Genomic DNA, 22,883 nt, shown 5'->3' on the forward strand with positions numbered 1-22,883 from the left:
ATCGGGTCTGACGGCGGGCACCACCACGACGACGTCGGTCCCGCTGTCCTGGACCGCGTCCACCGACAACGTGGCCGTCACCGGYTACGASGTCTACCGCGGCWCCACSSTGGTGGGSACGACSACCTCGACGAGCTACACCGTGACCGGCCTSACCGCCGGCACCGCGTACTCGTTCACGGTCAAGGCCAAGGACGCCGCCGGCAACGTGTCGGCAGCATCGGCRGCCGTCTCGGCCACSACGCAGKCCGGCACCTCGACGGGTGCGTGCTCGGTCAAGTACATCGCGAACAGCTGGAACACCGGCTTCACCGGCTCGATCAAGGTGACGAACACCGGCACCACCCCGCTGGCCGGCTGGACGCTCGGCTTCTCCTTCGCCAACGGCCAGGCCGTCACGCAGGGCTGGAGCGCCGACTGGTCCCAGTCCGGTTCGGCCGTCACCGCGAAGGGTCTGTCGTGGAACTCCACGCTGGCGCCCGGAGCCTCGACGGACATCGGCTTCAACGGCTCGCACACGGGCACGAACAACGCGCCCACCGCCTTCACGATCAACGGTGCTGCCTGCACCGTCGCGTGATCTAGCGGCATGACGAGCGGGGGTCCTCCAGCGGAGGGCCCCCGCTCTGCATGCCGGGCCACCCATACCCTTCAGCACCCGAGGAGAACCGTGTCCCCCACCCACCGCCTACGCGTCCTCGCCACCAGCGTCGCCGCGACAGCCGCCCTGGCCGCGCCCCTGGTGATCGGCGCGGTTCCCGCTCACGCCGCTGCCGGTGACGACTGGCTGCACGTGTCGGGCAACAAGATCGTCGACGAGTCAGGCAAGGAGGTGTGGCTGACCGGCACCAACTGGTTCGGGTTCAACGCCGGCGAGCGCGTCTTCCACGGCCTCTGGTCCGCCAACATCACGACCCTGACCAAGAGCATGGCCGACCGCGGCATCAACACCGTCCGCGTGCCGATCTCCACGCAGCTCCTGCTCGAGTGGAAGGCCGGGACATTCCTCAAGCCGAACGTCAACACCTACGCCAACCCCGAGCTCGAGGGCAAGAACAGTCTCCAGATCTTCGACTACTGGCTGACTCTCTGTGAGAAGTACGGCATCAAGGTCTTCCTCGACGTGCACAGCGCAGAGGCGGACAACGCGGGCCACGTGTACCCGGTGTGGTGGAAGGGGTCCATCACCACCGAGGACGCGTACGCCGGCTGGGAGTGGGTGGCCGAGCGGTACAAGGACAACGACACGATCGTCGGCGCGGACGTCAAGAACGAGCCGCACGGGACCCAGGGGGCCACCGAGCGCGCCAAGTGGGACGGCTCGACGGACCAGGACAACTTCAAGCACTTCGCAGAGACGGCCGGTCGCAAGATCCTGGCGATCAACCCGCACTGGCTGATCTTCGTCGAGGGCATCGAGGTGTACCCGAAGCCGGGTGTCCCCTGGACGTCGACCGGCCTGACGGACTACTACGGCACCTGGTGGGGCGGGAACCTGCGGGGCGTCCGGGACTTCCCGATCGACCTGGGGTCGAACCAGGACCAGCTCGTCTACTCCCCGCACGACTACGGACCGCTCGTGTTCGAGCAGAAGTGGTTCCAGGGCACGTGGGACCGGACGACGCTCGAGCGTGACGTGTGGGACCCGAACTGGCTCTTCCTGCACAAGGAGAACATCTCGCCGCTGCTCATCGGCGAGTGGGGCGGCTTCATGGACGGCGGCCGGAACGAGAAGTGGATGGTCGCGATCCGCGACCTCATCGTCGACCGCCGGCTCAGCCACACGTTCTGGGTGCTCAACCCGAACTCCGGCGACACCGGTGGCCTGCTCGGCTACGACTGGACCACCTGGGACGAGCCCAAGTACGCGCTGCTCAAGCCGTCGCTGTGGCAGGACGGCGGCAAGTTCGTCGGCCTCGACCACCAGGTGCCGCTGGGCGGGGCCGGCAGCAGCACCGGCAAGTCCGTGTCGGACGTCGGCGGACAGCCCGGCGACACCACCCCGCCGTCCACGCCGGCCAACCTCGCAGCCGGGACCGCGGCGGCGACCAGCATGCCGCTGACGTGGTCGGCGTCGACCGACTCCGGCTCGGGCGTCGCGGGCTACCAGGTGTACCTGGGCACGACCCTCGTCGGCAGCACGACGTCGACGAGCCTGACGGTGACCGGGCTGGCCGCGGACACCGCGTACCAGTTCTCGGTGCGCGCCAAGGACGTCGCCGGCAACGTCTCGGCGGCGTCCCCCGCCGTCACCGCCCGGACCGCTGTCGGCACCGGCACGGACACGGTCGCGCCGAGCGTCCCGACCGGGCTCGAGGCCGGGACGGGGACGACGACCTCGATCCCGCTGCGGTGGAACGCGTCGACAGACAGCTCCGGCGGCTCCGGCGTCGCGGGGTACGACGTCTACCGCGCGGGCACGCTCGTCGGCAGCACGACGACACCCAGCTACACGGCCACCGGCCTCGCGGCCGGGAACCCGTACGTGTTCACGGTCGTCGCGAAGGACGTCGCCGGCAACCGGTCGGCCGCGTCGTCGGCCCTGACCGCGTACACCTCCCCGGACGTGCCCACCGGCTCGTGCTCGGTCACCTACACGGCGAACAGCTGGAGCACCGGGTTCACGGGGTCCGTGCGCATCACCAACACGGGCACCATCGCACTGACCGGGTGGGAGCTCGCGTTCTCCTACGCGAACGGCCAGCAGGTGACGCAGGGCTGGAGCGCGACCTGGTCGCAGACGGGCTCTGCCGTCATCGCCACCGGCGTGGCGTGGAACTCGACGCTCGCGCCCGGTGCGAGCACCGAGATCGGGTTCAACGGCACCCACTCCGGCACCAACACGGCGCCGACCGCGTTCACGGTGAACGGGGCCGCCTGCGCCGTGAAGTGACCGTCTGACGCGCGGGGGTCCGGACCCGGACCCCCGCGCGTCAGCTCACGGCGTCGGTGACCGCTGCGACGAGCTCGTCGATGTCGGTGTCCGTGGTGTCGAACGAGCACATCAGGCGGACCTCCCCGGTCTCGACTATCCAGTCGTAGAACCGCCACCGCCGCCTCAAGACGTCCGCGACGCCGGGCGGGAAGATCACGAAGATGCCGTTCGCCTGCGTCGGGCGGGTCACCTTGACCCCCGGCAGGTTCTCGATGCCGGCACGCAGCCGCGCCGCCATCGCGTTGGCGTGCTGCGCGGACCGGAGCCAGAGGTCGCCCTCGTAGAGCGCCACGAGCTGCGCGGAGACGAAGCGCATCTTGGAGGCGAGCTGCATGTCCATCTTGCGAAGGTAGGTCAGACCACCGTCCGCCGCGGGGTCGAGCACGACGACGGCCTCGCCATACAGCAGACCGTTCTTGGTGCCGCCGAGCGACAGGATGTCGACGCCGGCGTCGGTGGTGAACGCGCGCAGCGGCACGTCGAGGCTCGCCGCCGCGTTGGAGATCCGGGCGCCGTCGAGGTGGAGCCGGAGCCCGTGCTCGTGCGCCTGGTCGGCCAGGGCGCGGATCTCCTCGGGCGTGTACAGCGTGCCCAGCTCGGTGGACTGGGTGATCGACACGACGCCCGGCTGCGCGCGGTGCTCGTCGCCGAACCCCCACGCCTGCGTCGCGACAAGCTCGGGGGTCAGCTTGCCGTCGGGCGTCGGCACGGTGAGCAGCTTGATGCCACCCATCCGCTCCGGGGCCCCGTTCTCGTCGGTGTGGATGTGTGCGGTCTCCGCGCAGACGACCGCGCCCCACCGCGGCAGGACCGACTGCAGCGACAGCACGTTGGCACCCGTGCCGTTGAACACCGGGAACACCGTCGCCTGGTCACCGAAGTGCTGGACGACCACCTCGTGCAGCCGGGACGTGTACACGTCCTCGCCGTACGAGGTCTGGTGGCCACCGTTGGCCTCGGCGATCGCGGCGAGCACCTCGGGGTGCACCCCCGCGTAGTTGTCGGAGGCGAAGTCGCGGCGGTCGGCATCGTGCAGTCGGGTCACGTGACCAGTCTCTACGACGACGCCTGTCCACCTGCGCACGACCGGCGGGTGCGGCATGATCCGACCAGACCGAAGGAGGACGACCGTGCACCAGCACGAGGCCGACCCGGACGACGGCCGGGACGAGACCCACAACGAGCGAGCCGACCGCAACTGGAACGAGCTGCTGCAAGAGCTGCGCGTCACGCAGACCGGGACGCAGATCCTCACGGGTTTCCTGCTGACCATCCCGTTCCAGCAGCGGTTCGCCGACCTCGACGCGTACCAGGAGGACCTCTACCTGGTGCTCGTGATCCTCGCGGTGCTGGCCACGGCCCTGTTCGTCGCACCGGTGAGCCTGCACCGCGTGCTCTTCGGCCGACGGCTCAAGCCCGAGCTCGTCACGGCAGGGGCGCGGTTCGCCCGGGCAGGCCTGGTGGTGCTGGCGTTCGTGATGGCCGGCAGCGCGACGCTGATCTTCGACGTCGTCCTGTCACGCGAGGCGGGCTGGACGGTGGGGATCGCATCGCTCGTGCTGTTGTTCGCGTCGTGGTGGCTGGTCCCCCGGCTCATCGCGCGGTCCGCCGGAGACTAGGGCCGGTCGCGACGCTGCGGGGCTCGCAACACCGCGTGGGCGGCTCTGTCGCTGCTCGGGGATCAGGACGCGGCGGCGGCCCGGCAGGTCGCGCAGGTACCCACCAGCTCGATCGTGTGGTCGACGTCGTCGAACCCGTGCGCGGCACCGACCTGCGCCGCCCATGCCTCAGCCTGCCCGGCCTCGATCTCGACCGTGCGCCCGCAGCTGCGGCAGACCAGGTGGTGGTGGTGGCTGCGCTGCTCGCAGCGCCGGTAGACGGACTCGCCGTCCTCGGTCCGCAGGACGTCGACGTCCCCGTGCTCGGACAGGGACTGCACCGCGCGGTACACCGTGGCCAGACCGACGCTCGACCCGCGGGCACGGAGCATCTCGTGGAGCTGCTGGGCGCTGCGGAACTCGTCGACGTCCTCGAGGAGGTCGAGGATCTCGGCGCGCTGCCGCGTCTGACGTGGGACCACGACCACGATGCCGACCTCCCTCTTGAGACTGGTTCCCACTATAGCGCGACCGAGCCCTCGATCCCGGAGGATCGAGGGCCCGGTCGAGGTGCTGAGGTCAGCCCTGGACGGCGCGCTTGAGGGCGCTGCCGGCGGTGAGCTTCACGCGGTAGCCCGCGGGGATCTCCAGCTTCTCGCCCGTCTGGGGGTTGATGCCGGTGCGAGCACCACGCTCGGCGCGGGCCACGGCAAGGAAGCCGGGGATCGTCACGGCCTCGCCGGCGGCGAGGTTCTCGATGAGGACCTCCTGGAAGGCCTTGAGGGCCTTGTCCGCGTCGGTGTTGGTGAGGCCGGTCTTGGCCGCGACGGCCTGGACGAGCTCGGTGCGGTTCACGCTCACTGGATGTGCTCCTCTGTGTTCACTCGGACATGCGGGCCCACTTCCGGGCCGTTCCCCGGGGCGCGCGAAGTACCGCGAGCACCGGGGACGATCGGCTGACACTAACCCGGGAACCGCACGAATCCGTGCATCAGGCGTGTCGCGTCAGCCATGGGTACGCGCCAGGAGGTCCTCCACGGGCCACGTCGTGATCACGCGTGCAGGGTCCAGGTCGTGCTCCACGGCTCGCTCGCAGCCGGCCCCGAGCCAGTCCAGCTGGCCCGGCGCGTGGGCGTCCGTGTCGATGGAGAAGTCGCAGCCGGCCTCGATGGCGATCGCGAGCAGCTCGTGCGGCGGGTCCAGCCGGTCGGGGCGGCAGTTGATCTCCACCGCGACCCCGTGCTCCGCGCACGCGTCGAACACCGCACGCGCGTCGAACTCGCTCTGCGGCCGGCTCTTGCCCTTGATCTGCCGACCCGTGCAGTGCCCGAGGACGTCGGTGCGCGGGTTGCTCACCGCAGCGATCATCCGGCGGGTCATCGGCCCCGACTCCATCCGGAGCTTCGAGTGGACGGACGCCACCACGACGTCGAGCTGGTCCAGCAGGTCTGGGTCCTGGTCGAGCCCGCCGTCGTCGAGGATGTCGACCTCGATCCCGGTGAGCACCCGGAACGGACCGACGGCGCCGTTCAGTGCCCTGACCTGGTCCAGCTGGGCGCGCAGCCGCGAGGCGGACAACCCGTTGGCCACGGTGAGCCGGGGCGAGTGGTCCGTGATCGCGAGGTACTCGTGCCCCAGCTCGAGGGCCGCGAGGACCATCTCCTGGATCGGCGTCTTCCCGTCGGACGCCTCGGTGTGCGAGTGCAGGTCGCCGCGGAGCCGCTCCCGCAGTGCGGCAGCGCGCGGTTCGAGCGGTGCCGCATAGTCGCGCTCGAGCTGGTCCAGATACTCGACCGGCTTGCCCCGCAGCACGTGCGCGACGACGTCCGCCGTGCGCGCCCCGACCGCCGGCAGGTCCGCCAGCGACCCCGAGGCCGCCAGCGCAGCCAGACGGTCAGGTGCCTGCCGTTCGATGCTGCGCGCCGCACCGCGGAACGCCTCGCTGCGGTACGGGCTCGCCTGGGCGCGCTCCAGCAGGAAGGCGATGCGGCGCAGAGCCGCGACCGCGGCTGCCTGCCGGTCGGCGGACGAGCCGCTCACGACGCCTTACGACGCGTCTTGCGCGGGGTCGGCTCGTCCTCGTCGGCCTTCTTCTTCGGCTTCGCCTTGGACTTGGGCTTGGACTCCGCCTCGGCGGCGGGCTCGTCACCGCGAGCGCCGCGCGCTTTCTCGACGCTGCGCTGCAGGGCTGCCAGCAGGTCGACGACGTCTCCCCCGCCGTCGCCCGCACCCTCCTCGCCGGCCGGCAGTGGGACCGCCCGGGTGCTGCCCGACGACACCTTGGCCTCGATCAGCTGCTCGAGCGCACCCGCGTAGCGGTCCTCGTACTGCGACGGGTCGAAGTCCGCGGCCAGCGAGTCCACCAGGGACGCGGCCATCGCGAGCTCCTGCGGGCGCACCGAGACGTCCTCGTCGAGCACGGGGAAGTCGGCGGCGCGCACCTCGTCCGGCCACAGGAGCGTCTGCATCACGATCACGTTGTCGCGCACCCGCAGGACCGCCATCGACTCGCGCTGGCGCAGGGCAACCTTCACCACAGCCACCCGGTCGGCCTGCTCGAGCGCGCCGCGCAGCAGCGCGTACGGCTTCGCGGCGGTCTTCTCCGGCTCCAGGTAGTACGTCTTCTGCAGCAGGATCGGGTCCACCTGGTCCACGGGGACGAACTCGAGCACCTCGATCTCGCGCTCCGTGGACAGCGGCAGGGACTTGAAGTCCTCGTCGGTGAGCACCACCAGCTCGCCGTCGTCCGTCTCGTACCCCTTGGCGATGTCCGACATCTCGACCGGCTCGCCGTCGATGCTGCAGAACTTGCGGTACCGGATGCGCCCGCCGTCCTCCTTGTGCACCTGGTGCAGCGTCACCTCGTGCTCACCGGTCGCCGAGTACAACCGCACCGGGACGTTGACCAGCCCGAAGGCGACCGCGCCCTTCCAGATCGCTCGCATGGCCCTGTCCTGTCGTCGATGGCTGCTGGGCGTGTCGATATCCAGCCGCGCCGGGCGCGGCCTCCTATGGGCAGGATGGACCCGTGGAGCCCATGCTCGCCACCCCTTCGACCGGTCCGGCGGAGCTTCCGCGCGGGCCGGAGTGGGCGTACGAGGTGAAGTGGGACGGCGTGCGTGCGCTCGCGGACACCACGTCGGGCCGGCTTCGGCTGTGGAGCCGCAACGAACGGGAGATCACCGCCGCCTACCCGGAGCTGCGCGGGCTGGAGGCGGTCCAGGGTGCTGTGCTCGACGGGGAGATCGTGCTGATGGCCGACGGGATCCCGTCGTTCACCGCCCTCGCGGAACGCATGCACGTGCGCGACCCGCGCCGCGCCGAGGCGCTCGCCACCAGGCGCCCGGTGACGTTCCTCGTGTTCGACGTGCTCCGCCTGTACGGCGTCGACCTCACACGGAGCACCTACGACGAGCGGCGCGACACGTTGACGCGGCTCGAGCTCCCCGACCGGGTCGAGCTCTCCCCCGTCTACCCCGACGGGCAGGAGCTGTGGGAGGTCACCAAGCAGCTCGGGCTCGAGGGCGTCGTCGCCAAGCGCCGGTCCTCCCCGTACGTCGCAGGCCGACGGTCGCCCGACTGGGTCAAGGCTCCACACCGACGCACTCGAGCCGCACTGGTCGGCGGGTGGCGCGAGGAGACGAACGGCTCGGGCCGGATGGGCGCGGTCCTGTTCGGTGCGCGTGACGCCGACGGCGCCCTGCGCTACCTCGGTCGGGCAGGCAGCGGACTGACCGGGCGACGCGCGGCCGACCTGCAGAAGCTGTTGATACCGCGCAGCGACTCCCCGTTCGACGACGACGTGCCCGCCGTCGACGCCCGCGGCACCCGGTGGTGCGAGCCGACGGTCGTCGTCGACACGCTGTACCTCGCCCGCAACCCGACCGGGCGGCTCAGGCAGCCGGTCGTGCGGGCCGTCCGCACCGACACCGACGCCGACCCGTGGGAGCAGCCGTGACGCCAGAACGCCAGATGGTCGACGTCGAGGGTCGCCAGGTCCGGGTCAGCCACCTCGAGAAGGTGATGTACCCGTCGACGGGGATGACCAAGGCCGAGGTCATGAACTACCTCGTCCAGGTGGCCCCGGCTCTGCTCCCCCAGCTGCGCGACCGGCCGGTGACCCGGATCCGGTGGCCCGACGGCGTGGGGGGCGAGAAGTTCTTCGAGAAGAACACACCGCGTGGCGCCCCGGACTGGGTCCGTCGGCAGACGCTGCGGGCGGCGCCCGGTGCCGAGGACGAGGGGGCGGAGCTGGAGCTGCCGTTCCTCGACGACCTCGCCGCTCTGGTGTGGGCGGCGAACCAGGGGGCGCTCGAGCTGCACACGCCGCAGTGGCGCGTCGGGCCGCGCGGCAAGATCCACAAGCCGGACCGGCTGGTGGTCGACCTGGACCCGGGCGCACCTGCCGGGCTCAAGGAGTGCGCGGCGGTCGCCCACCTGGTGGCCGACCGGCTGCGCGCGGACGGCCTCGACACGACCGTGCCCGTCACCTCCGGCAGCAAGGGCATGCAGCTGTACGCCCCGCTGCCCGGGAACCAGACCGTGATGGAGATCAGGCAGTACGCCCGGGACGTCGCGTACGAGATCGCCGCGGCGCACCCCGGCCAGGTCGTCGCGATCATGAAGAAGGACCTGCGCGGCGGGAAGGTGCTCATCGACTGGTCGCAGAACCACCCGGCGAAGACGACCATCACGCCGTACTCGCTGCGGGGTCGCGACGTCCCGCACGTCGCCGCGCCGCGGTGGTGGGACGAGGTCGGGCCGGGGTTGCAGCACCTGACCCCCGACGAGGTGGCGACGCGCCTCGCGGAGCGCGGAGATCCGTTCGCCTGACCCGTTCCGATGGCGACACCGCCGCAGGTGGGGCAGCGTGGGTCCCAGCCGGGATCGACCCGCACGAACACGAGAAGGAGCATTCGATGGCGCTGCCGAAGTACACCGTCCCGTCCCTCACCCTCCAGCAGGGTGCCGACGTCGCCGCCGTGCTCCAGCAGCGGCTGGACGCGCTGAACGACCTGGCGCTCACGCTCAAGCACATCCACTGGAACGTCGTCGGTCCGCACTTCATCGCCGTCCACGAGATGCTCGACCCGCAGGTGGACGCCGTGCGCCTCATGGTCGACGCGATCGCCGAGCGCATCGCCACGCTGGGCGTCGCACCCGTCGGCACCCCGGGCGAGCTGGTGAAGAACCGCACGTGGGAGGACTACTCCATCGGGCGGGACAGCGCGATCGCCCACCTGGGCGCGCTCGACGTTGTCTACATCGGCGTGATCGAGGACCACCGCAAGGCCGCCAAGGACGTCGAGGAGATCGACGACGTCACCAACGACCTGCTGGTGGGGCACCTGCACGAGCTCGAGCTGTTCCACTGGTTCGTCCGCGCCCACCTGGAGTCCGCCGGCGGCGTGCTCACCACCGGCAACGCGCAGAGCGAGAAGACCGCCGCGCGAAAGGCGTCCGCCAAGGACAACGCGTGACGTCATCCCCCAGCGCCCGGCCCGTCGTCGGCTCGTCCGGCGGCGGGCCGGTGCTTCGTACCGCTCGCCCCGGGGGCCCGTCGGCCGCGTCCACCAACCCCGCGTCGTCCGTCCCCCGCACGCACCTTGCTGCGCGCCTCGAGAACGGCTTCGACCGCGCCGTGGCGCACCAGCTCCGTCGACGTGGGTGGACCGTGCGGATCGAGCCGTACGCCGGGTACGGGGCGACGGGGTGGGTCCGGATCCTCGCCCGGACGCTGCTCGCCGCGCCGCACGTCCGCGACGACGAGCTCCCGGGCGCCGGAAGCAGCGCGCAGGCGGGTGCACGTTCGGCGTCCGCGGTGCGCGGCTGGCGCAGCTTCGCGACGGCCCAGGTGCCGGGTGCCGAGCTGGAGGTGCAGGTCGGTGACCGGACGCACCGCGTCGTCACCGACCGCGGCGGCTACGTCGACACGATCCTGGAGTCCGACCTGGCACCCGGGTGGCACGACATCCGCCTCACGACCGCCGACGGCGACAGCGCGACCGCGCCCGTGCACGTGATCGGGCCGGACGTGCGGTTCGGCATCGTCAGCGACATCGACGACACCGTCATGGTGACGCGTCTGCCCCGCCCCTTCGTCGCCGCCTGGAACGTCTTCGTGCGGCACGAGAACGCGCGCGAGGCCGTGCCGGGGATGGCCCGGCTGTACGCCGAGCTGCGCGCGGGCGACCAGGACGTCCCGGTGGTCTACCTGTCGACCGGTGCCTGGAACGCCGCACCGACGCTCGCCCGCTTCCTGCGCCGGCACCGCTACCCGGCAGGGCCTCTCCTGCTCACGGACTGGGGTCCTACCAACAGCGGCTGGTTCCGCAGCGGACCGACCCACAAGGTGACGCAGCTGCGCCGCCTGTTCCACGAGCTGCCGGACGTCCAGTGGGTGCTCGTCGGCGACGACGGCCAGCGCGACCCGCAGATCTACGCCGGCGCCGCGCAGCACTTCGGCGAGCGGGTGCGGGCGATCCTCATCCGCCAGCTCACGTTCGGCGAGCACGTGCTCGCGCACGGTGTCCCAGTACCCACCGCGGAGTCGGTCCGCGCCGAGGAGCAGGCGGCCCGGCGGCCCGACGGGCTCCCTGTCCTCCAGGGAGCCGACGGCAAGGAGCTGCTCCGCCAGGTCCGGGACGTGGGGCTCACCGGGTCCTAGAGGCGCTCCGGGTCGTCCCAGTCGTCGCTGCTGGCGATGGCCTCGTCGTCGGCCGCGAGCTCGACGGCGTGCAGCGAGCGCGGAGCGTCGTCGGGGTTGCCCCCCGAACGCGCGTCGGCAGCGTCGAGCTCCGCCTGCACCCGCTCGGGGTCGGCGAGGTGCTCGGCGGACGGGTCGGACGTCAGGTCGCGGTAGCGGCTCATGGTCCGGTTCTACCGCTCGCCGTGTCCCGGCGCACGCCGGACCACCCCCTGGTCGGTGGCGTCCCGTGCCGAGTCGCCGGGACGTCGGTCAGGTTGGCTAAACGATTAGTGCACTCCTGCACCTTCGAAGCGCTTCGATACGGTCGCGGCGGCCGCCCTCAGCGTCGGTCCATCGGGAAGTCCGGCACTGCCGCCGGGTCCCCTCACCGCCATCACGAAGGAGTGCCGCGGATGTCCGCCCCCTCGCTCGTTCCCCGCGCACCAGCCCGGCTCGCGGCGCTCGCCGCCGCCGGAGCCCTGGTCGCCGGAGCATTCGTCGCCATCGCCGGCCAGGAGCCCGCGCACGCCGCAGAGTCCCCCTACTCGTGGGGCAACGTCGAGATCGTCGGTGGCGGGTTCGTCCCCGGCATCATCTACAACCAGTCCGAGCAGGGCCTCGTCTACGCCCGCACCGACATCGGTGGCGCGTACCGGCTCGACAAGACCACCACGCGCTGGATCCCGCTGCTCGACCACGTCGGGTGGGACGACTGGAGCCACAACGGCGTCCTGTCGCTGGCCACCGACCCGGTGAACCCGGACAAGGTGTTCGCCGCCGTCGGCACGTACACGAACAGCTGGGACCCGAACAACGGCGCGATCCTGCGGTCCTCGGACCGCGGCGCCACCTGGTCCAAGACCAACCTGCCGTTCAAGGTCGGCGGCAACATGCCCGGCCGCGGCATGGGTGAGCGTCTCCAGGTGGACCCGAACGACAACCGCGTCCTGTACTTCGGCACCGAGGGCGGCAACGGCCTGTGGCGGAGCACCGACTCCGGCGTCACCTGGGGCAAGGTCTCCAGCTTCACCAACGTGGGCACCTACGCGCAGGACCCCAGCGACCCCAACGGGTACCTCACCACCAACCAGGGTGTCGTGTGGGTGACCTTCGACCCGACCAGCGGCACCAAGGGCTCGCCGACCAAGACGATCTACGTCGGCGTCGCCGACAAGGAGAACACCGTCTACAGGTCGACCGACGCGGGTGCGACCTGGTCGCGGATCGCCGGCCAGCCCACCGGCTACATCGCCCACAAGGGTGTGTTCGACTCCGTGGGCAAGCAGCTCTACATCGCGACGAGCGACACCGGTGGACCGTACGACGGTGGGCACGGTGACATGTGGCGGCTGGACGCGGCGACCGGCGTGTGGACCCAGATCAGCCCCGTCCCGTCGTCCAGCACCGACAACTACTTCGGGTACGGCGGCCTGACGATCGACCGCTTGGACCCCGACACGATCATGGCGGTCACGCAGATCTCGTGGTTCCCGGACATCCAGGTGTTCCGGTCCACCGACCGTGGCGCCACGTGGTCCCGGATCTGGGACTGGAACGGCTACCCGGACCGCACCCTGCGGTACACGCTCGACATCTCCGGCTCCGGCTGGCTGACGTTCGGCAAGCAGGCGGCCCCGCCGGAGCCCAGCCCGAAGCTCGGCTGGATGACGGAGTCCTTCGAGATCGACCCGTTCGACTCCGACTCGTTCCTGTACGGCACCGGCGCCACCATCTACGGCGGCTCCAACCTCACGGCCTGGGACACCGGCGGCAAGGTGGCCATCGGCGTCAAGGCGCAGGGCCTCGAGGAGACGGCCGTGCTCGACCTCGCCGCCCCCCCGGGATCGGTCCAGCTGGTCTCCGGACTGGGTGACATCGGTGGCTTCGTGCACACCGACATCACCAAGGCGCCGTCGGCGTACTCCGCCACCGCCCCGTTCATGGGCTCGGTCAACGGCACCGACTTCGCGGAGAAGACGCCGGCCACCATGGTCCGCGTCGGCTCCGGCGACGCCGGCAGCTCGCACATCAGCGTCTCCACGTCGAGCGGCGGCTCCTGGTGGGCCGGCCAGGAGCCCTCCGGCGTGACCGGCGGCGGCAACGTGGCCATGAGCGCCGACGGCAGCCGGATCGTCTGGAGCGCGGACGGAGCCGGTGTGCACACGTCGTCGACGCTCGGTTCGAGCTGGACCAAGTCGACGGGCACGGCCACCGGCGCACGCGTCGAGGCAGACCGGGTCAACCCGTCGAAGTTCTACGCGTTCTCGGGCGGCACCTTCTCCACCTCCACCGACGGCGGCGCCACCTTCACGGCATCGTCGGCCACAGGGCTGCCCGCGACCGGGAACGTGCGGTTCGCCGCGGTGCCCGGCCGGGAAGGCGACATCTGGCTCACCGGCGGGACGACGAACGCCACCTACGGCATGTGGCACTCGACCGACTCGGGTGCCACGTTCACCAAGATCGCGGCGGTGAACGAGGGGGACGCGATCGGCTTCGGCAAGGCGGCACCGGGTGCGTCCTACCCGGCCATCTACACGTCGTCCAAGATCAACGGGGTCCGCGGGATCTTCCGGTCGATCGACGCCGGGGCCAGCTGGGTGCGGCTCAACGACGACCGGCACCAGTGGGGCTGGACGGGGTCGGTCGTGATCGGCGACCCCGACGTCTACGGACGGGTCTACGTCGGCACTAACGGGCGCGGCGTGATCGTCGGCAACCTCACGGGCACCGACCCGACGACGTCACCCACCACGCCCAACCCGACACCCACCACACCGGACCCGACCCCGACGACACCGGACCCGACGCCGACCACGCCCGACCCGACACCGACGACGCCGAGCCCGACGCCGACGGTGCAGCCGGGGGTGTGCACGGTGAGGTACGCGACCTCCGACTGGAACACGGGCTTCACCGCCTCGGTGAAGATCACCAACGGGAGCACCTCGGCGATCACCGGTTGGTCGTTGGGCTTCGCGTTCCCCGCGCGCCAGACGGTGACCAACTTCTGGTCCGGCGCCTTCACCCAGGCGGGATCAGCGGTGACGGTGACCAACGCCGCGTGGAACGGGACGATCGCGGCCGGCGGCAGCGTGGAGATCGGCTTCAACGGTTCCCACACGGGCACCAACACCAAGCCGACGGCGTTCACGCTGAACGGCAGCACCTGCACCACCGGATGAGCCGCGGCGCGGGCGGCGTGTGACACGGACATCGCCGCCCGCACCGCACCGGCCCGACGTGCCGCACCGACCCCGCGGCAGGTCGGGCCTTTGTGCCCTGGCACGGTGCCCGTCAGCGTGCGCAACGTCACACATCCCAGGACTCGAGGTATCTCGACGTCAACATACGATCGATCTCGTGCCAGAACGCGAAGAGATCATCGACGTCGTCCTCGTCGGGGGCGGGATCATGAGCGCGACCCTCGCCGCGCTGATCACCACTCTCGAACCCACGTGGACGGTCCAGATCCACGAGCGCCGCGCCGAGCTGGCGCAGGAGAGCTCGAACGCCTGGAACAACGCGGGCACCGGCCACGCGGCCCTCTGCGAGCTCAACTACACGCCGCAGCGGCCCGACGGCTCGATCGACATCGCCAAGGCCGTGACGATCAACGAGCAGTTCGAGCTGTCGCGCGAGCTCTGGCACCACCTGGCGACGCACGACCGGCTCCCCGGCGGCGACGGGTTCCTCTCGACCACCCCGCACATGACCTTCGTGCGCGGCGCCGACAACGCCGACTACCTGCGCCGTCGCTACGAGACGCTGCGCAAGCACCCCCTGTTCTCCGACCTGGAGTTCAGCACCGACCCGGCGCAGATCGCGCAGTGGGCGCCCTTGCTCGTGGAGGGCCGCGACCCCGACGAGGTGGTCGCCGCGACGCGCGCCGCCGCCGGCACGGACGTGGACTTCGGCCGGCTGACGCGCGCGATGATCGGCGACGCCGTCGACCGCGGCGCGCAGCTGCACCTCGAGAGCGAGATCACCAAGCTTCGTCAGAAGAGGGACGGCACATGGTCGCTGCGGGTCAGCGACCGGCGCTGGAACGGGCACGTGCGCAGCCGCAAGGTCCGCGCGCGGTTCGTGTTCGTCGGCGCCGGCGGTGGCGCCCTCCCCCTGCTGCAGAGGTCGGGCATCCCGGAGGCCAAGGGCTTCGGCGGGTTCCCGATCAGCGGCCAGTTCCTCAAGACGATGAACCCGCAGATCGTCGCGCAGCACAAGGCCAAGGTGTACGGGAAGGCCGACATCGGCGCTCCCCCGATGTCCGTGCCGCACCTCGACACCAGGGTGGTCGACGGTGGCACCGCGCTGCTGTTCGGCCCCTACGCGGGCTGGAGCATGAAGTTCCTCAAGCACGGCTCGTGGACCGACCTGATCCGCTCGATCCGGCCCGGCAACCTGGTCCCGATGCTCGCCGTCGGCGTGCGGAACCTGGACCTGGTGAAGTACCTCGTCGGTGAGGTCACCGCGACGGATACGGACCGCCTGCGCACGCTGCGGGCGTTCATGCCGACGGCGCACCCGCGCGACTGGGAGCTCGTCACCGCCGGCCAGCGCGTCCAGGTGATCAAGAAGGACAAGGCCCAGGGCGGCGTGCTGGAGTTCGGCACCGAGCTGGTCACCGCGGCGGACGGCTCCATCGCCGGGCTGCTGGGCGCCTCCCCGGGCGCCTCGACGGCCGTCGCGACGATGCTCGACCTGCTGGAGCGCTGCTTCCCCGAGCGCGTCGACGGCTGGCAGCCGCAGCTGCGCGCGATGATGCCGAGCCTGGGCGGCGCCGAGTGGGACGAGTCGTTCGAGCTCGAGCACCTGGCGGAGGACGAGCACGTCGGGTCCGAACGCTGAAGCCACTGGTTCCGCTGCGCGATCATGGGGGCATGAACCAGCCCGTCGAAGCCGTCAGCGCCGAGATGCGCCACGCGAAGGTCCGCGCGGCCACCGACCACACGACGGTCGGTCAGGTCACGACCACCGACGACGGCCGCGTCAGCATCGCGTGCGCGTGCGGCATGGATCTGACCAACGGCCCGACGTGGTCCCTGGACGAGCACATCCGGCTGCACCGCGCGGAGGCCCGCTTCCTCGCGCTCGCGGCGGTCGCGCCGGAGGGCATCCCCCGGCTGGTGCGCTGGCCCCTCTAGACGCCGGCGTGCTCGTGGTCGTCCGCGTGCTCGTGGGGCAGCCCCAGCTCGTGCGCCCGCTCGTGCGCCTCGCGGGCCGCGATCCGGGCCTGGACCTCGGCACGACGAAGGGGCGGCACCGTGGTCGGCGGCTGCCGCCGCTGCGGCAGGTCGTCGAGCAGGCGCGCGGTGATGTCCGCGATCTGCCGCACGGCGACCTCGAACGGCTCGCGCGTCGCGTCGCTGAGGGACTGGACCCCGGTCACCTTGCGGACGTACTGCCGGGCTGCGGCCTCGATCTCCTCCGGGGTGGCCGCAGGCTCGAGCCCTCGGAGCGTGGTGATGTTCCTGCACATGGTCCCCGACGTTACGCCGGTCATCTTGGCTACGCGGCGACGCCGACGCGCGCCTCAAGATCGAGCAGCGTCAGCTTGGCCGCCGCGCCGCCTGCGTACTGACCCGGCGTGCCGTCCGAGCGCACCACCCGGTGGCACGGCAGCACGACCGGCAGAGGGTTGAGCGCGCACGCGGTCCCGACCGCGCGGACAGCGCGGGGGCTCCCCGCGAGCTGCGCCATCTGGGCGTAGCTGGCCGTCCGCCCGTAGGCGATGTCCGGCAGGTGCAGGACGACGTCACGGCGGAAGCCCCGCAGGAGCTGCAGGTCGAGCGGCAGGTCGAAGGTGGTCCGTCGGCCCGCGAAGTACTCGTCGAGCTCGCGAGCGACGTCGTCGAGCTGCGCGGGCGCCTCGAGCACCCGGGGGCTGACCTGCTGGGCGAGCGCGGTCAGGACGGCCTCGTGGTCCTGGACCCCGTAGGCCACGCGGACAAGTCCGGCGGGCGTGCGCGCCAGGAGCAGGGTGCCGACGGGACTGTCCAGCGTCCGGTACGCGACGTCGAGCAGGTCGTCGGCCGCGGCCCGCGCGACGAGGTGTCCGTGCAGGCGCGCCAGCTCGTCGTCGGCGATGTCGGGTGCGAACGTCATGACTCCTCCTGGTCGATCACGGGATACGTGCGCCGCAGGGTGGCGACGCCGTCCGAGCCGGCGCGACGGGCAGCGGCTGCCGTGCCGCCGACGAGCGCGGCGACGTCGTCGTAGGGCAGCCCGCCGAGGTGGTGGTACGCGACCACCTGCCGCTGCTTGGTGGGCAGCGCCGCGATGGCCGCCCACAGGTCGAGGTCCCGACCCTGCGGCGTGATCACCCGGTCCGGGACCTCGGCGACCGGCACCGCGTGCCGCGCGGCGCGGCGCACGACGTCGATCGCCTTGCGGTGCGCGATCGTCACCAGCCACGCCTCGACGTTCGCGTCGGGCGGCAGGTCCGGGTAGGCGCGCAGGGCCGCGAGGAACGTCTCCGACCAGGCGTCGTCGGCGTCGACCGGCCCGACCACCGCGCGGCACACGCGCAGGACGGTGGCGCCGTGCTGGACGACCACACGCTCGAAGGGTTCCTTCACCATCACAGTGTGCAGACGCGCCGGCTCCCCCGGGTGTGAGGTCGGCTCCTACAGTGGCCCGATGACGAACCTCGAGGTGCGACCGGTGCCGGAGCTGTGCGACCTCGTCCCGACCCACGGGCCGGTGGTGGAGCTGCACGAGGCCCGTGACGTGCCGCTGGGCGGCGTCCGGGCGATGCGCGTGCGCAGGACGCTCCCCCAGCGCGCGCTGCCGATGGTCGGTGCCTGGTGCTTCCTCGACGAGTTCGGGCCGCAGCACGTGGACATGCGGGTGCTCCCCCACCCGCACACGGGTCTGCAGACGGTGACGTGGCCCGTCGCCGGCGAGATCCTGCACCGCGACAGCGTCGGCTCCGAGGCGGTGGTGCGGCCCGGGCAGCTCAACCTCATGACCGCTGGGCACGGTGTGTCCCACTCGGAGTTCTCGCTCGGCACGCAACCGCTGCTGCACGCGGTCCAGCTGTGGGTAGCGCTGCCCGACGGGGTGTCCGACGGTGCCGCCGGGTTCGAGCAGGTGAGCGACCTGCCCGTCTGGGAGGCGCCGCGTGCACGGGCCACGGTGTTCATCGGCGACCTCGACGGGACCTGGTCGCCGGCCCACGTGCACACGCCGCTGCTCGGCGCAGAGGTGGTGCTGGACGCGCACGCGGACATCGAGATCCCGCTGGTCCGTGGCTTCGAGCATGCCGTCCTGCTCCTCGGGGGGACCGCCGAGGTCGCCGGGACGCCGCACACCACGAGCGGACTGCTCTACCTCGGCGACGGCCGTGACCATGTCCGGGTCCGGTCGACCGAGGGCGCCCGGCTCCTGCTGGTCGGCGGGGCACCGTTCGCGCACGACCTGGTGATGTGGTGGAACTTCGTCGGCCGTACGCACGCCGACATCGCCCGAGCACGTGCCGAGTGGGAGTCCGACGCACGCGCGGACCGCTTCGGGGTCGTCGCCGGCCACGACGGATCCCGCATCCCCGCGCCGGAGCTGCCGAACATCCGCCTCCAGCCGCGCCGCCGCCTGCCCTCCACGCCGAAGGAGCCCTCGTGACGGACCTCTCCCACCTGCCGGCCCGCTCCCAGGTGGTGGCCGCCGCGCTCACCGACGCCGGGGTCGTCGGCGCGGTGGTCGAGCTGCCGGACTCCGCGCGGACGGCTGCCGAGGCTGCGGCAGCGCTCGGCACGGAGGTCGGTGCGATCGCGAACAGCCTCATCTTCTGGGCCGACGACCGACCGCTGCTCGTGCTGACCAGCGGCCGGCACCGGGTGGACACCGTGGCGCTCGCGGGGCAGCTGGGGAGAACGCACGTCGGGCGGGCGACGCCGGAGCAGGTCCGGGCCGCCACCGGCCAGGCGATCGGCGGCGTGGCACCCCTCGGGCACCCGGAACGGGTCGAGACCGTGGTCGACGTGGCGCTGGCGGACTACCCGCAGGTCTGGGCGGCCGGCGGGACCCCGCACACGATCTTCCCGACGACGTTCGACGAGCTGGTGCGGATCACGGGCGGGTCCGCCCTCGTGGTGGGCGACTGAGTGTCCGCCGGCGCAGCCTGACCCGACAAGAACCCGACGAGAACCTGACGAGAGGGGACCACGTGGAGGACGCTTCCACCCGCAAGCCGGTGCTGCTGACGGTCGACGACGACCCCGCGGTGTCCCGGTCGGTGGCGCGGGACCTGCGACGACGCTACGGGGACGCGTACCGTGTGGTCCGCGCCGACTCGGGTCCGCTCGCGCTGGACGCGTTGCGTGAGCTCCGGCTGCGCGGCGACCAGGTCGCCGTCCTGCTGGCAGACCACCGGATGCCGGGGATGACCGGCATCGAGTTCCTCGAGCAGGCGATGGACATCTACCCGCAGGCACGGCGCGTCCTGCTCACCGCGTACGCCGACACGGACGTCGCGATCGACGCGGTGAACGTGGTCGACCTCGACCACTACCTGCTCAAGCCGTGGGACCCGCCCGAGGAGAAGTTCTACCCGGTGCTCGACGCGCAGCTCGAGGCGTGGACCGCCCACCCGCCCAGGACCGTCCACGAGACGAAGGTGGTCGGCCACCGGTGGTCGGCGAGGTCGTCGGAGGTGCGGGAGTTCCTGGCGCGCAACCAGGTGCCGTACCGCTGGTACGCCAGCGACAGTCCCGAGGGCCGCGTCCTGCTCGACGTCGCCGGCGCGGACGACACGACCCTGCCCGTCGTGGTCACCACGCAGGGCGAGGTGCTCGTCGCACCCAGCGACGGTGAGCTGGCGGAGCAGGTCGGTCTGTCGGTGAGCCCGTCGGAACGCTTCTACGACCTGGTCGTCATCGGCGGCGGACCGGCGGGGCTGAGCGCCGCGCTGTACGGGGCGTCGGAGGGCCTGCGCACCGCACTGGTCGAGCGGACCGCCACGGGCGGGCAGGCCGGGCAGAGCTCGCGGATCGAGAACTACCTCGGCTTCCCCGACGGCGTCTCCGGCGCGCAGCTCACCGAGCGGGCACGGCGGCAGGCGCTGAAGTTCGGCGCGGAGATCGTCATGACCCGGGACGCCGTGGCCCTGGAGGTGCGCGGTGCGGCGCGGACGGTGCGGTTCGACGACGGCAGCACGGTCGACGCCCACACCGTCATCGTGGCCAGCGGCGTCGCCTACCGTGAGCTCGCCGGACCCGGGATCGGGGCGCTGACCGGGCGCGGGGTCTACTACGGCTCCGCCCTCACCGAGGCGAGCGCGTGCGAGGACCAGGACATCTACGTCGTCGGCGGCGCCAACTCCGCGGGGCAGGCCGCGATGTACCTGTCCAGGCACGCGAGGTCGGTGACGCTCGTCGTGCGCGCGGCGTCGCTGGACCAGTCGATGTCCCGGTACCTCATCGCGCAGGTGGAGCAGAACGACCGCATCCGCGTCCGTACCCGCAGCGAGGTGGTGGAGGCCGTCGGGGACGACCACCTCGAGCGGATCGTGCTGCGCGACACCGTCACGGGCGAGCAGGAATCCGTCGACACCGGTTGGTTGTTCGTGTTCATCGGGGCCGCACCCCTGACCACGTGGCTGGACGGCACCGTGACCCGCGACGACCACGGGTTCGTGTGTGCCGGTCATGACCTCCTGGTCGAGGGCAAGGTGCCCGACTCGTGGCCGCTCGACCGTCCTCCGTACCACCTGGAGACGAGCGTCCCCGGGGTCTTCGCGGCCGGCGACGTGCGTGCCGAGTCCGCCAAGCGCGTGGCGTCCGCCGTGGGCGAGGGCGCCATGGCCGTGATGCTCGTCCACCGCTACCTGGAGCAGCTGTGACCACCACGGAACCCACCACACCGCTCGCGACGACGATCCGCACGCACCTCGCCTGCGACATCGACGAGCTGCGCACCCTGTTCCTGTTCGAGCACCTGAGCGACGAGCAGCTCCTCTGGCTGTGCGGGCACGGCCACGTCGAGCACGTCGAGCCCGGGGTGCTCTACCGCGAGGGCGACCCGGCGACGGACTTCTACGTGCTGCTCGAGGGCTCGCTCGCCATGTACCGCCGGGTCGGTGCCGACGACGTCGAGATCGCGCGCACGGGCCAGGTCGGCGTGTACGCGGGGGCGTGGGGTGCCTACCTGGGCGACCGGGTGCCGCAGACCTACTCGCAGACCCTTCGCGTCCTGGAGCGGTCCCGGTACTACGTGCTCGCCGCCGCCGACTTCGCGTCGTTCATGACCGACTGGTTCCCGATGGCGGTCCACCTGCTGGAGGGCCTGTTCTTCGGTCAGCAGAGCTCGCAGGCGGCAACCGGCCAGCGCGAGCGTCTGCTGGCGCTGGGGTCCCTGTCAGCGGGCCTGACGCACGAGCTGAACAACCCTGCGGCCGCCGCGACCCGGGCCACCGCGACCCTGCGCGAGCGCGTCGCGGGGATGCGGCACAAGCTCGCGCTCATCGCGTCCGGACCGTACGACCGCGAGCAGCTGGCACAGATCATCCACCTGCAGGAGAAGGCTGTCGCCGCCCTGGCGGGCGCACGGGCGTCCGACGTGGTCCCGACGGCGCTGGAGGTCTCCGACCTGGAGGATGCGCTCGGCGAGTGGATGGAGGACCACGACATCGCCGGCGGCTGGGAGCTAGCTCCGAGCTTCGTCGCCGCCGGGCTGGGGACCCACTGGCTCGACACGGTCGCGTCCTGCGTCGGCCCCGAGGTGCTCGAGGGTGCGGTCCGGTGGCTCGCGTACACGCTGGAGACCGAGTCGCTGATGAACGAGGTCGAGGACGCGACCGGGCGGATCTCGGCGCTCGTCGGCGCTGCCAAGCAGTACTCGCAGATCGGCCGCGCACCGGACCAGACCGTCGACATCCACGAGCTGCTGGACAGCACGGTCACCATGCTCGAACGGCAGCTGGGCGACGGGGTCACCGTGGTCAAGGACTACGACCGGACGGTGCCGCCGATACACGTGTTCGGCGCCGAGCTCAACCAGGTGTGGACCAACCTCATCGACAACGCGGCGCAGGCGATGGACGGGTACGGAACCCTGACCCTGACCACCCGGCGCGTCGACGACTGGCTCGAGGTCGAGGTCGCCGACACCGGCGCCGGCATCCCGGAGAGCGTCGTCGGCCGGATCTTCGAACCGTTCTTCACCACCAAGCCCGTCGGCTCCGGCACCGGCCTCGGGCTCGACATCTCGTGGCGGATCGTCGTCGGGAAGCACCACGGCGACCTCACCGTCTCCTCCGAGCCGGGCGACACGCGCTTCCTCGTCCGGCTGCCGTACTCCCCGACGGAAGGACCCACCCCATGACGCAGGCCCCCATCGACCCGACGGTGCCGCCGAGCGGGACCGGCTGCCTCGAGTGCGATGCCACCGACGGCTGGTGGTTCCACCTGCGCCGCTGCGCCACCTGTGGCCACGTGGGCTGCTGCGACACCTCCCCGTCGCAGCACGCGACCGCGCACTTCCGCGAGACCGGGCACCCCGTGATGCGCACGTTCGAGCCCGGCGAGGGCTGGTTCTGGGACTTTGCGGCCGACGACTACACGCAGGGTCCCGCGCTCGCGGCCCCCGAGCACCGCCCCCTCGAGCAGACCGTGCCGGGCCCGGCCGGTCGCGTCCCCGACGACTGGCGCCGCCGCCTGCACTGACG

The 22,883-nt window shown here is 71.6% G+C and carries 24 protein-coding genes; 15 read left to right on the forward strand and 9 right to left on the reverse strand.

The features are described from left to right. Together ASG23_RS20335 and ASG23_RS17075 are read left to right on the forward strand one after the other, a co-directional pair. Positions 1-580 (forward strand): cellulose binding domain-containing protein (locus ASG23_RS20335; protein ID WP_200941631.1); only part of this gene is annotated, 580 nt, incomplete at its 5' end. A 90-nt stretch (positions 581-670) separates the two neighbouring features. Then, the gene (locus ASG23_RS17075) at positions 671-2,893 is read left to right on the forward strand and encodes a cellulase family glycosylhydrolase (protein ID WP_056027534.1); all 2,223 of its coding nucleotides are present in this window, start codon (positions 671-673) and stop codon (positions 2,891-2,893) included. 40 nt (positions 2,894-2,933) lie between these two features. Here the strand turns inward: ASG23_RS17075 and ASG23_RS17080 are convergent, their stop codons facing one another. Beyond that, positions 2,934-3,980 (reverse strand): threonine aldolase family protein, encoded by a 1,047-nt coding sequence (locus ASG23_RS17080; RefSeq protein ID WP_056027536.1) that lies wholly within the window; start codon positions 3,978-3,980, stop codon positions 2,934-2,936. An 85-nt stretch (positions 3,981-4,065) separates the two neighbouring features. On the opposite strand from ASG23_RS17080, the gene ASG23_RS17085 reads away from it, so the two are divergent. After that, on the forward strand, positions 4,066-4,554 hold the full coding sequence (locus ASG23_RS17085) for a DUF6328 family protein (RefSeq protein WP_442856826.1): 489 nt from the start codon (positions 4,066-4,068) through the stop codon (positions 4,552-4,554). Positions 4,555-4,616: 62 nt separating this feature from the next. Here ASG23_RS17085 and ASG23_RS17090 read toward each other — a convergent pair whose 3' ends face one another. From ASG23_RS17090 to ku, 4 genes are all read right to left on the reverse strand, one after another. Further along, positions 4,617-5,021, reverse strand: coding sequence for a Fur family transcriptional regulator (locus tag ASG23_RS17090; protein ID WP_056028532.1), 405 nt, complete (start codon positions 5,019-5,021; stop codon positions 4,617-4,619). A gap of 91 nt (positions 5,022-5,112) precedes the next feature. Beyond that, positions 5,113-5,394, reverse strand: a complete 282-nt coding sequence (locus ASG23_RS17095; RefSeq protein WP_056027540.1) for an HU family DNA-binding protein — start codon at positions 5,392-5,394, stop codon at positions 5,113-5,115. Positions 5,395-5,538: 144 nt separating this feature from the next. Further along, entirely contained in the window at positions 5,539-6,573 is a 1,035-nt protein-coding gene (locus ASG23_RS17100; protein WP_056027542.1) for a PHP domain-containing protein, read from the reverse strand. Next, positions 6,570-7,478 carry a non-homologous end joining protein Ku gene (ku, locus tag ASG23_RS17105; protein ID WP_056027544.1) on the reverse strand — a complete coding sequence of 303 codons (909 nt, stop codon included), beginning with the start codon at positions 7,476-7,478 and terminating at the stop codon, positions 6,570-6,572. Before ku ends, ASG23_RS17100 begins: the two co-directional genes overlap by 4 nt. A 92-nt stretch (positions 7,479-7,570) precedes the next feature. Here ku and ligD (ASG23_RS17110) point away from each other — a divergent pair, with 92 nt between their 5' ends. The 4 genes from ligD (ASG23_RS17110) to ASG23_RS17125 all read left to right on the forward strand — a co-directional run bounded on the left by ligD (ASG23_RS17110) (position 7,571) and on the right by ASG23_RS17125 (position 11,200). Next, positions 7,571-8,491 carry a non-homologous end-joining DNA ligase gene (gene ligD, locus ASG23_RS17110; RefSeq protein ID WP_327019482.1) on the forward strand — a complete coding sequence of 307 codons (921 nt, stop codon included), beginning with the start codon at positions 7,571-7,573 and terminating at the stop codon, positions 8,489-8,491. Then, positions 8,488-9,366, forward strand: coding sequence for a non-homologous end-joining DNA ligase (ligD, locus tag ASG23_RS17115; RefSeq protein WP_082516352.1), 879 nt, complete (start codon positions 8,488-8,490; stop codon positions 9,364-9,366). The genes ligD (ASG23_RS17110) and ligD (ASG23_RS17115) overlap by 4 nt, the downstream gene beginning before the upstream one ends. Before the next feature lie 86 nt (positions 9,367-9,452). Further along, positions 9,453-10,013, forward strand: coding sequence for a Dps family protein (locus ASG23_RS17120; RefSeq protein ID WP_056027551.1), 561 nt, complete (start codon positions 9,453-9,455; stop codon positions 10,011-10,013). Continuing rightward, positions 10,010-11,200 (forward strand): App1 family protein, encoded by a 1,191-nt coding sequence (locus tag ASG23_RS17125; RefSeq protein ID WP_082516294.1) that lies wholly within the window; start codon positions 10,010-10,012, stop codon positions 11,198-11,200. Before ASG23_RS17120 ends, ASG23_RS17125 begins: the two co-directional genes overlap by 4 nt. Here the strand turns inward: ASG23_RS17125 and ASG23_RS17130 are convergent. Then, positions 11,197-11,403, reverse strand: a complete 207-nt coding sequence (locus ASG23_RS17130) for a hypothetical protein (protein ID WP_056027553.1) — start codon at positions 11,401-11,403, stop codon at positions 11,197-11,199. The two genes, ASG23_RS17125 and ASG23_RS17130, sit on opposite strands and share 4 nt — an antisense overlap. 231 nt (positions 11,404-11,634) lie before the next feature. Here ASG23_RS17130 and ASG23_RS17135 point away from each other — a divergent pair, with 231 nt between their 5' ends. From ASG23_RS17135 to ASG23_RS17145, 3 genes are all read left to right on the forward strand, one after another. Continuing rightward, entirely contained in the window at positions 11,635-14,406 is a 2,772-nt protein-coding gene (locus tag ASG23_RS17135) for a cellulose-binding domain-containing protein (RefSeq protein ID WP_056027556.1), read from the forward strand. 178 nt (positions 14,407-14,584) lie between these two features. Continuing rightward, positions 14,585-16,069: a malate dehydrogenase (quinone) gene (gene mqo, locus ASG23_RS17140; protein ID WP_200941632.1), complete on the forward strand. Its 1,485-nt coding sequence runs from the start codon at positions 14,585-14,587 to the stop codon at positions 16,067-16,069. Between the two features lie 32 nt (positions 16,070-16,101). Further along, a complete protein-coding gene (locus tag ASG23_RS17145; protein ID WP_056027558.1) occupies positions 16,102-16,365 on the forward strand; it encodes a hypothetical protein in 264 nt (87 codons plus the stop codon). Here ASG23_RS17145 and ASG23_RS17150 read toward each other — a convergent pair. From ASG23_RS17150 to ASG23_RS17160, 3 genes are read right to left on the reverse strand one after another with little or no spacing between them, the layout of a single operon-like run. Continuing rightward, a complete protein-coding gene (locus ASG23_RS17150) occupies positions 16,362-16,700 on the reverse strand; it encodes a DUF2277 domain-containing protein (protein WP_056027560.1) in 339 nt (112 codons plus the stop codon). The two genes, ASG23_RS17145 and ASG23_RS17150, sit on opposite strands and share 4 nt — an antisense overlap. A 29-nt stretch (positions 16,701-16,729) precedes the next feature. Then, positions 16,730-17,326, reverse strand: a complete 597-nt coding sequence (locus tag ASG23_RS17155; protein ID WP_056027562.1) for a methylated-DNA--[protein]-cysteine S-methyltransferase — start codon at positions 17,324-17,326, stop codon at positions 16,730-16,732. Continuing rightward, on the reverse strand, positions 17,323-17,799 hold the full coding sequence (locus tag ASG23_RS17160) for an RNA polymerase sigma factor (protein WP_200941633.1): 477 nt from the start codon (positions 17,797-17,799) through the stop codon (positions 17,323-17,325). Before ASG23_RS17160 ends, ASG23_RS17155 begins: the two co-directional genes overlap by 4 nt. A gap of 61 nt (positions 17,800-17,860) precedes the next feature. Between ASG23_RS17160 and ASG23_RS17165 the strand changes: the two genes are divergently transcribed. From ASG23_RS17165 to ASG23_RS17185, 5 genes are all read left to right on the forward strand, one after another. Then, positions 17,861-18,841 carry a pirin family protein gene (locus tag ASG23_RS17165; protein ID WP_056027565.1) on the forward strand — a complete coding sequence of 327 codons (981 nt, stop codon included), beginning with the start codon at positions 17,861-17,863 and terminating at the stop codon, positions 18,839-18,841. Next, on the forward strand, positions 18,838-19,323 hold the full coding sequence (locus tag ASG23_RS17170) for a YbaK/EbsC family protein (protein ID WP_056027567.1): 486 nt from the start codon (positions 18,838-18,840) through the stop codon (positions 19,321-19,323). The genes ASG23_RS17165 and ASG23_RS17170 overlap by 4 nt, the downstream gene beginning before the upstream one ends. Before the next feature lie 62 nt (positions 19,324-19,385). Further along, positions 19,386-21,059, forward strand: a complete 1,674-nt coding sequence (locus ASG23_RS17175; RefSeq protein WP_056027568.1) for an FAD-dependent oxidoreductase — start codon at positions 19,386-19,388, stop codon at positions 21,057-21,059. After that, positions 21,056-22,540, forward strand: a complete 1,485-nt coding sequence (locus ASG23_RS17180) for an ATP-binding protein (protein WP_082516295.1) — start codon at positions 21,056-21,058, stop codon at positions 22,538-22,540. The genes ASG23_RS17175 and ASG23_RS17180 overlap by 4 nt, the downstream gene beginning before the upstream one ends. Next, positions 22,537-22,881 (forward strand): UBP-type zinc finger domain-containing protein, encoded by a 345-nt coding sequence (locus ASG23_RS17185; protein ID WP_056027570.1) that lies wholly within the window; start codon positions 22,537-22,539, stop codon positions 22,879-22,881. The genes ASG23_RS17180 and ASG23_RS17185 overlap by 4 nt, the downstream gene beginning before the upstream one ends. The last annotated feature ends 2 nt before the right edge of the window (positions 22,882-22,883 follow it).

Origin of the sequence: Cellulomonas sp. Leaf395 (assembly GCF_001424125.1) — a bacterium.
GTDB lineage: Bacteria > Actinomycetota > Actinomycetes > Actinomycetales > Cellulomonadaceae > Cellulomonas.

Coding starts and splice junctions, on each gene's coding strand:
- ku (WP_056027544.1), bottom strand. CDS start 7,478: ATGCGAGCGATCTGGAAGGGCGCGGTCGCCTTCGGGCTGGTCAACGTC.
- ligD (WP_327019482.1), top strand. CDS start 7,571: ATGCTCGCCACCCCTTCGACCGGTCCGGCGGAGCTTCCGCGCGGGCCG.
- ASG23_RS17120 (WP_056027551.1), top strand. CDS start 9,453: ATGGCGCTGCCGAAGTACACCGTCCCGTCCCTCACCCTCCAGCAGGGT.
- ASG23_RS17130 (WP_056027553.1), bottom strand. CDS start 11,403: ATGAGCCGCTACCGCGACCTGACGTCCGACCCGTCCGCCGAGCACCTC.
- ASG23_RS17135 (WP_056027556.1), top strand. CDS start 11,635: ATGTCCGCCCCCTCGCTCGTTCCCCGCGCACCAGCCCGGCTCGCGGCG.
- ASG23_RS17145 (WP_056027558.1), top strand. CDS start 16,102: ATGAACCAGCCCGTCGAAGCCGTCAGCGCCGAGATGCGCCACGCGAAG.
- ASG23_RS17150 (WP_056027560.1), bottom strand. CDS start 16,700: ATGTGCAGGAACATCACCACGCTCCGAGGGCTCGAGCCTGCGGCCACC.
- ASG23_RS17155 (WP_056027562.1), bottom strand. CDS start 17,326: ATGACGTTCGCACCCGACATCGCCGACGACGAGCTGGCGCGCCTGCAC.
- ASG23_RS17165 (WP_056027565.1), top strand. CDS start 17,861: ATGACGAACCTCGAGGTGCGACCGGTGCCGGAGCTGTGCGACCTCGTC.
- ASG23_RS17185 (WP_056027570.1), top strand. CDS start 22,537: ATGACGCAGGCCCCCATCGACCCGACGGTGCCGCCGAGCGGGACCGGC.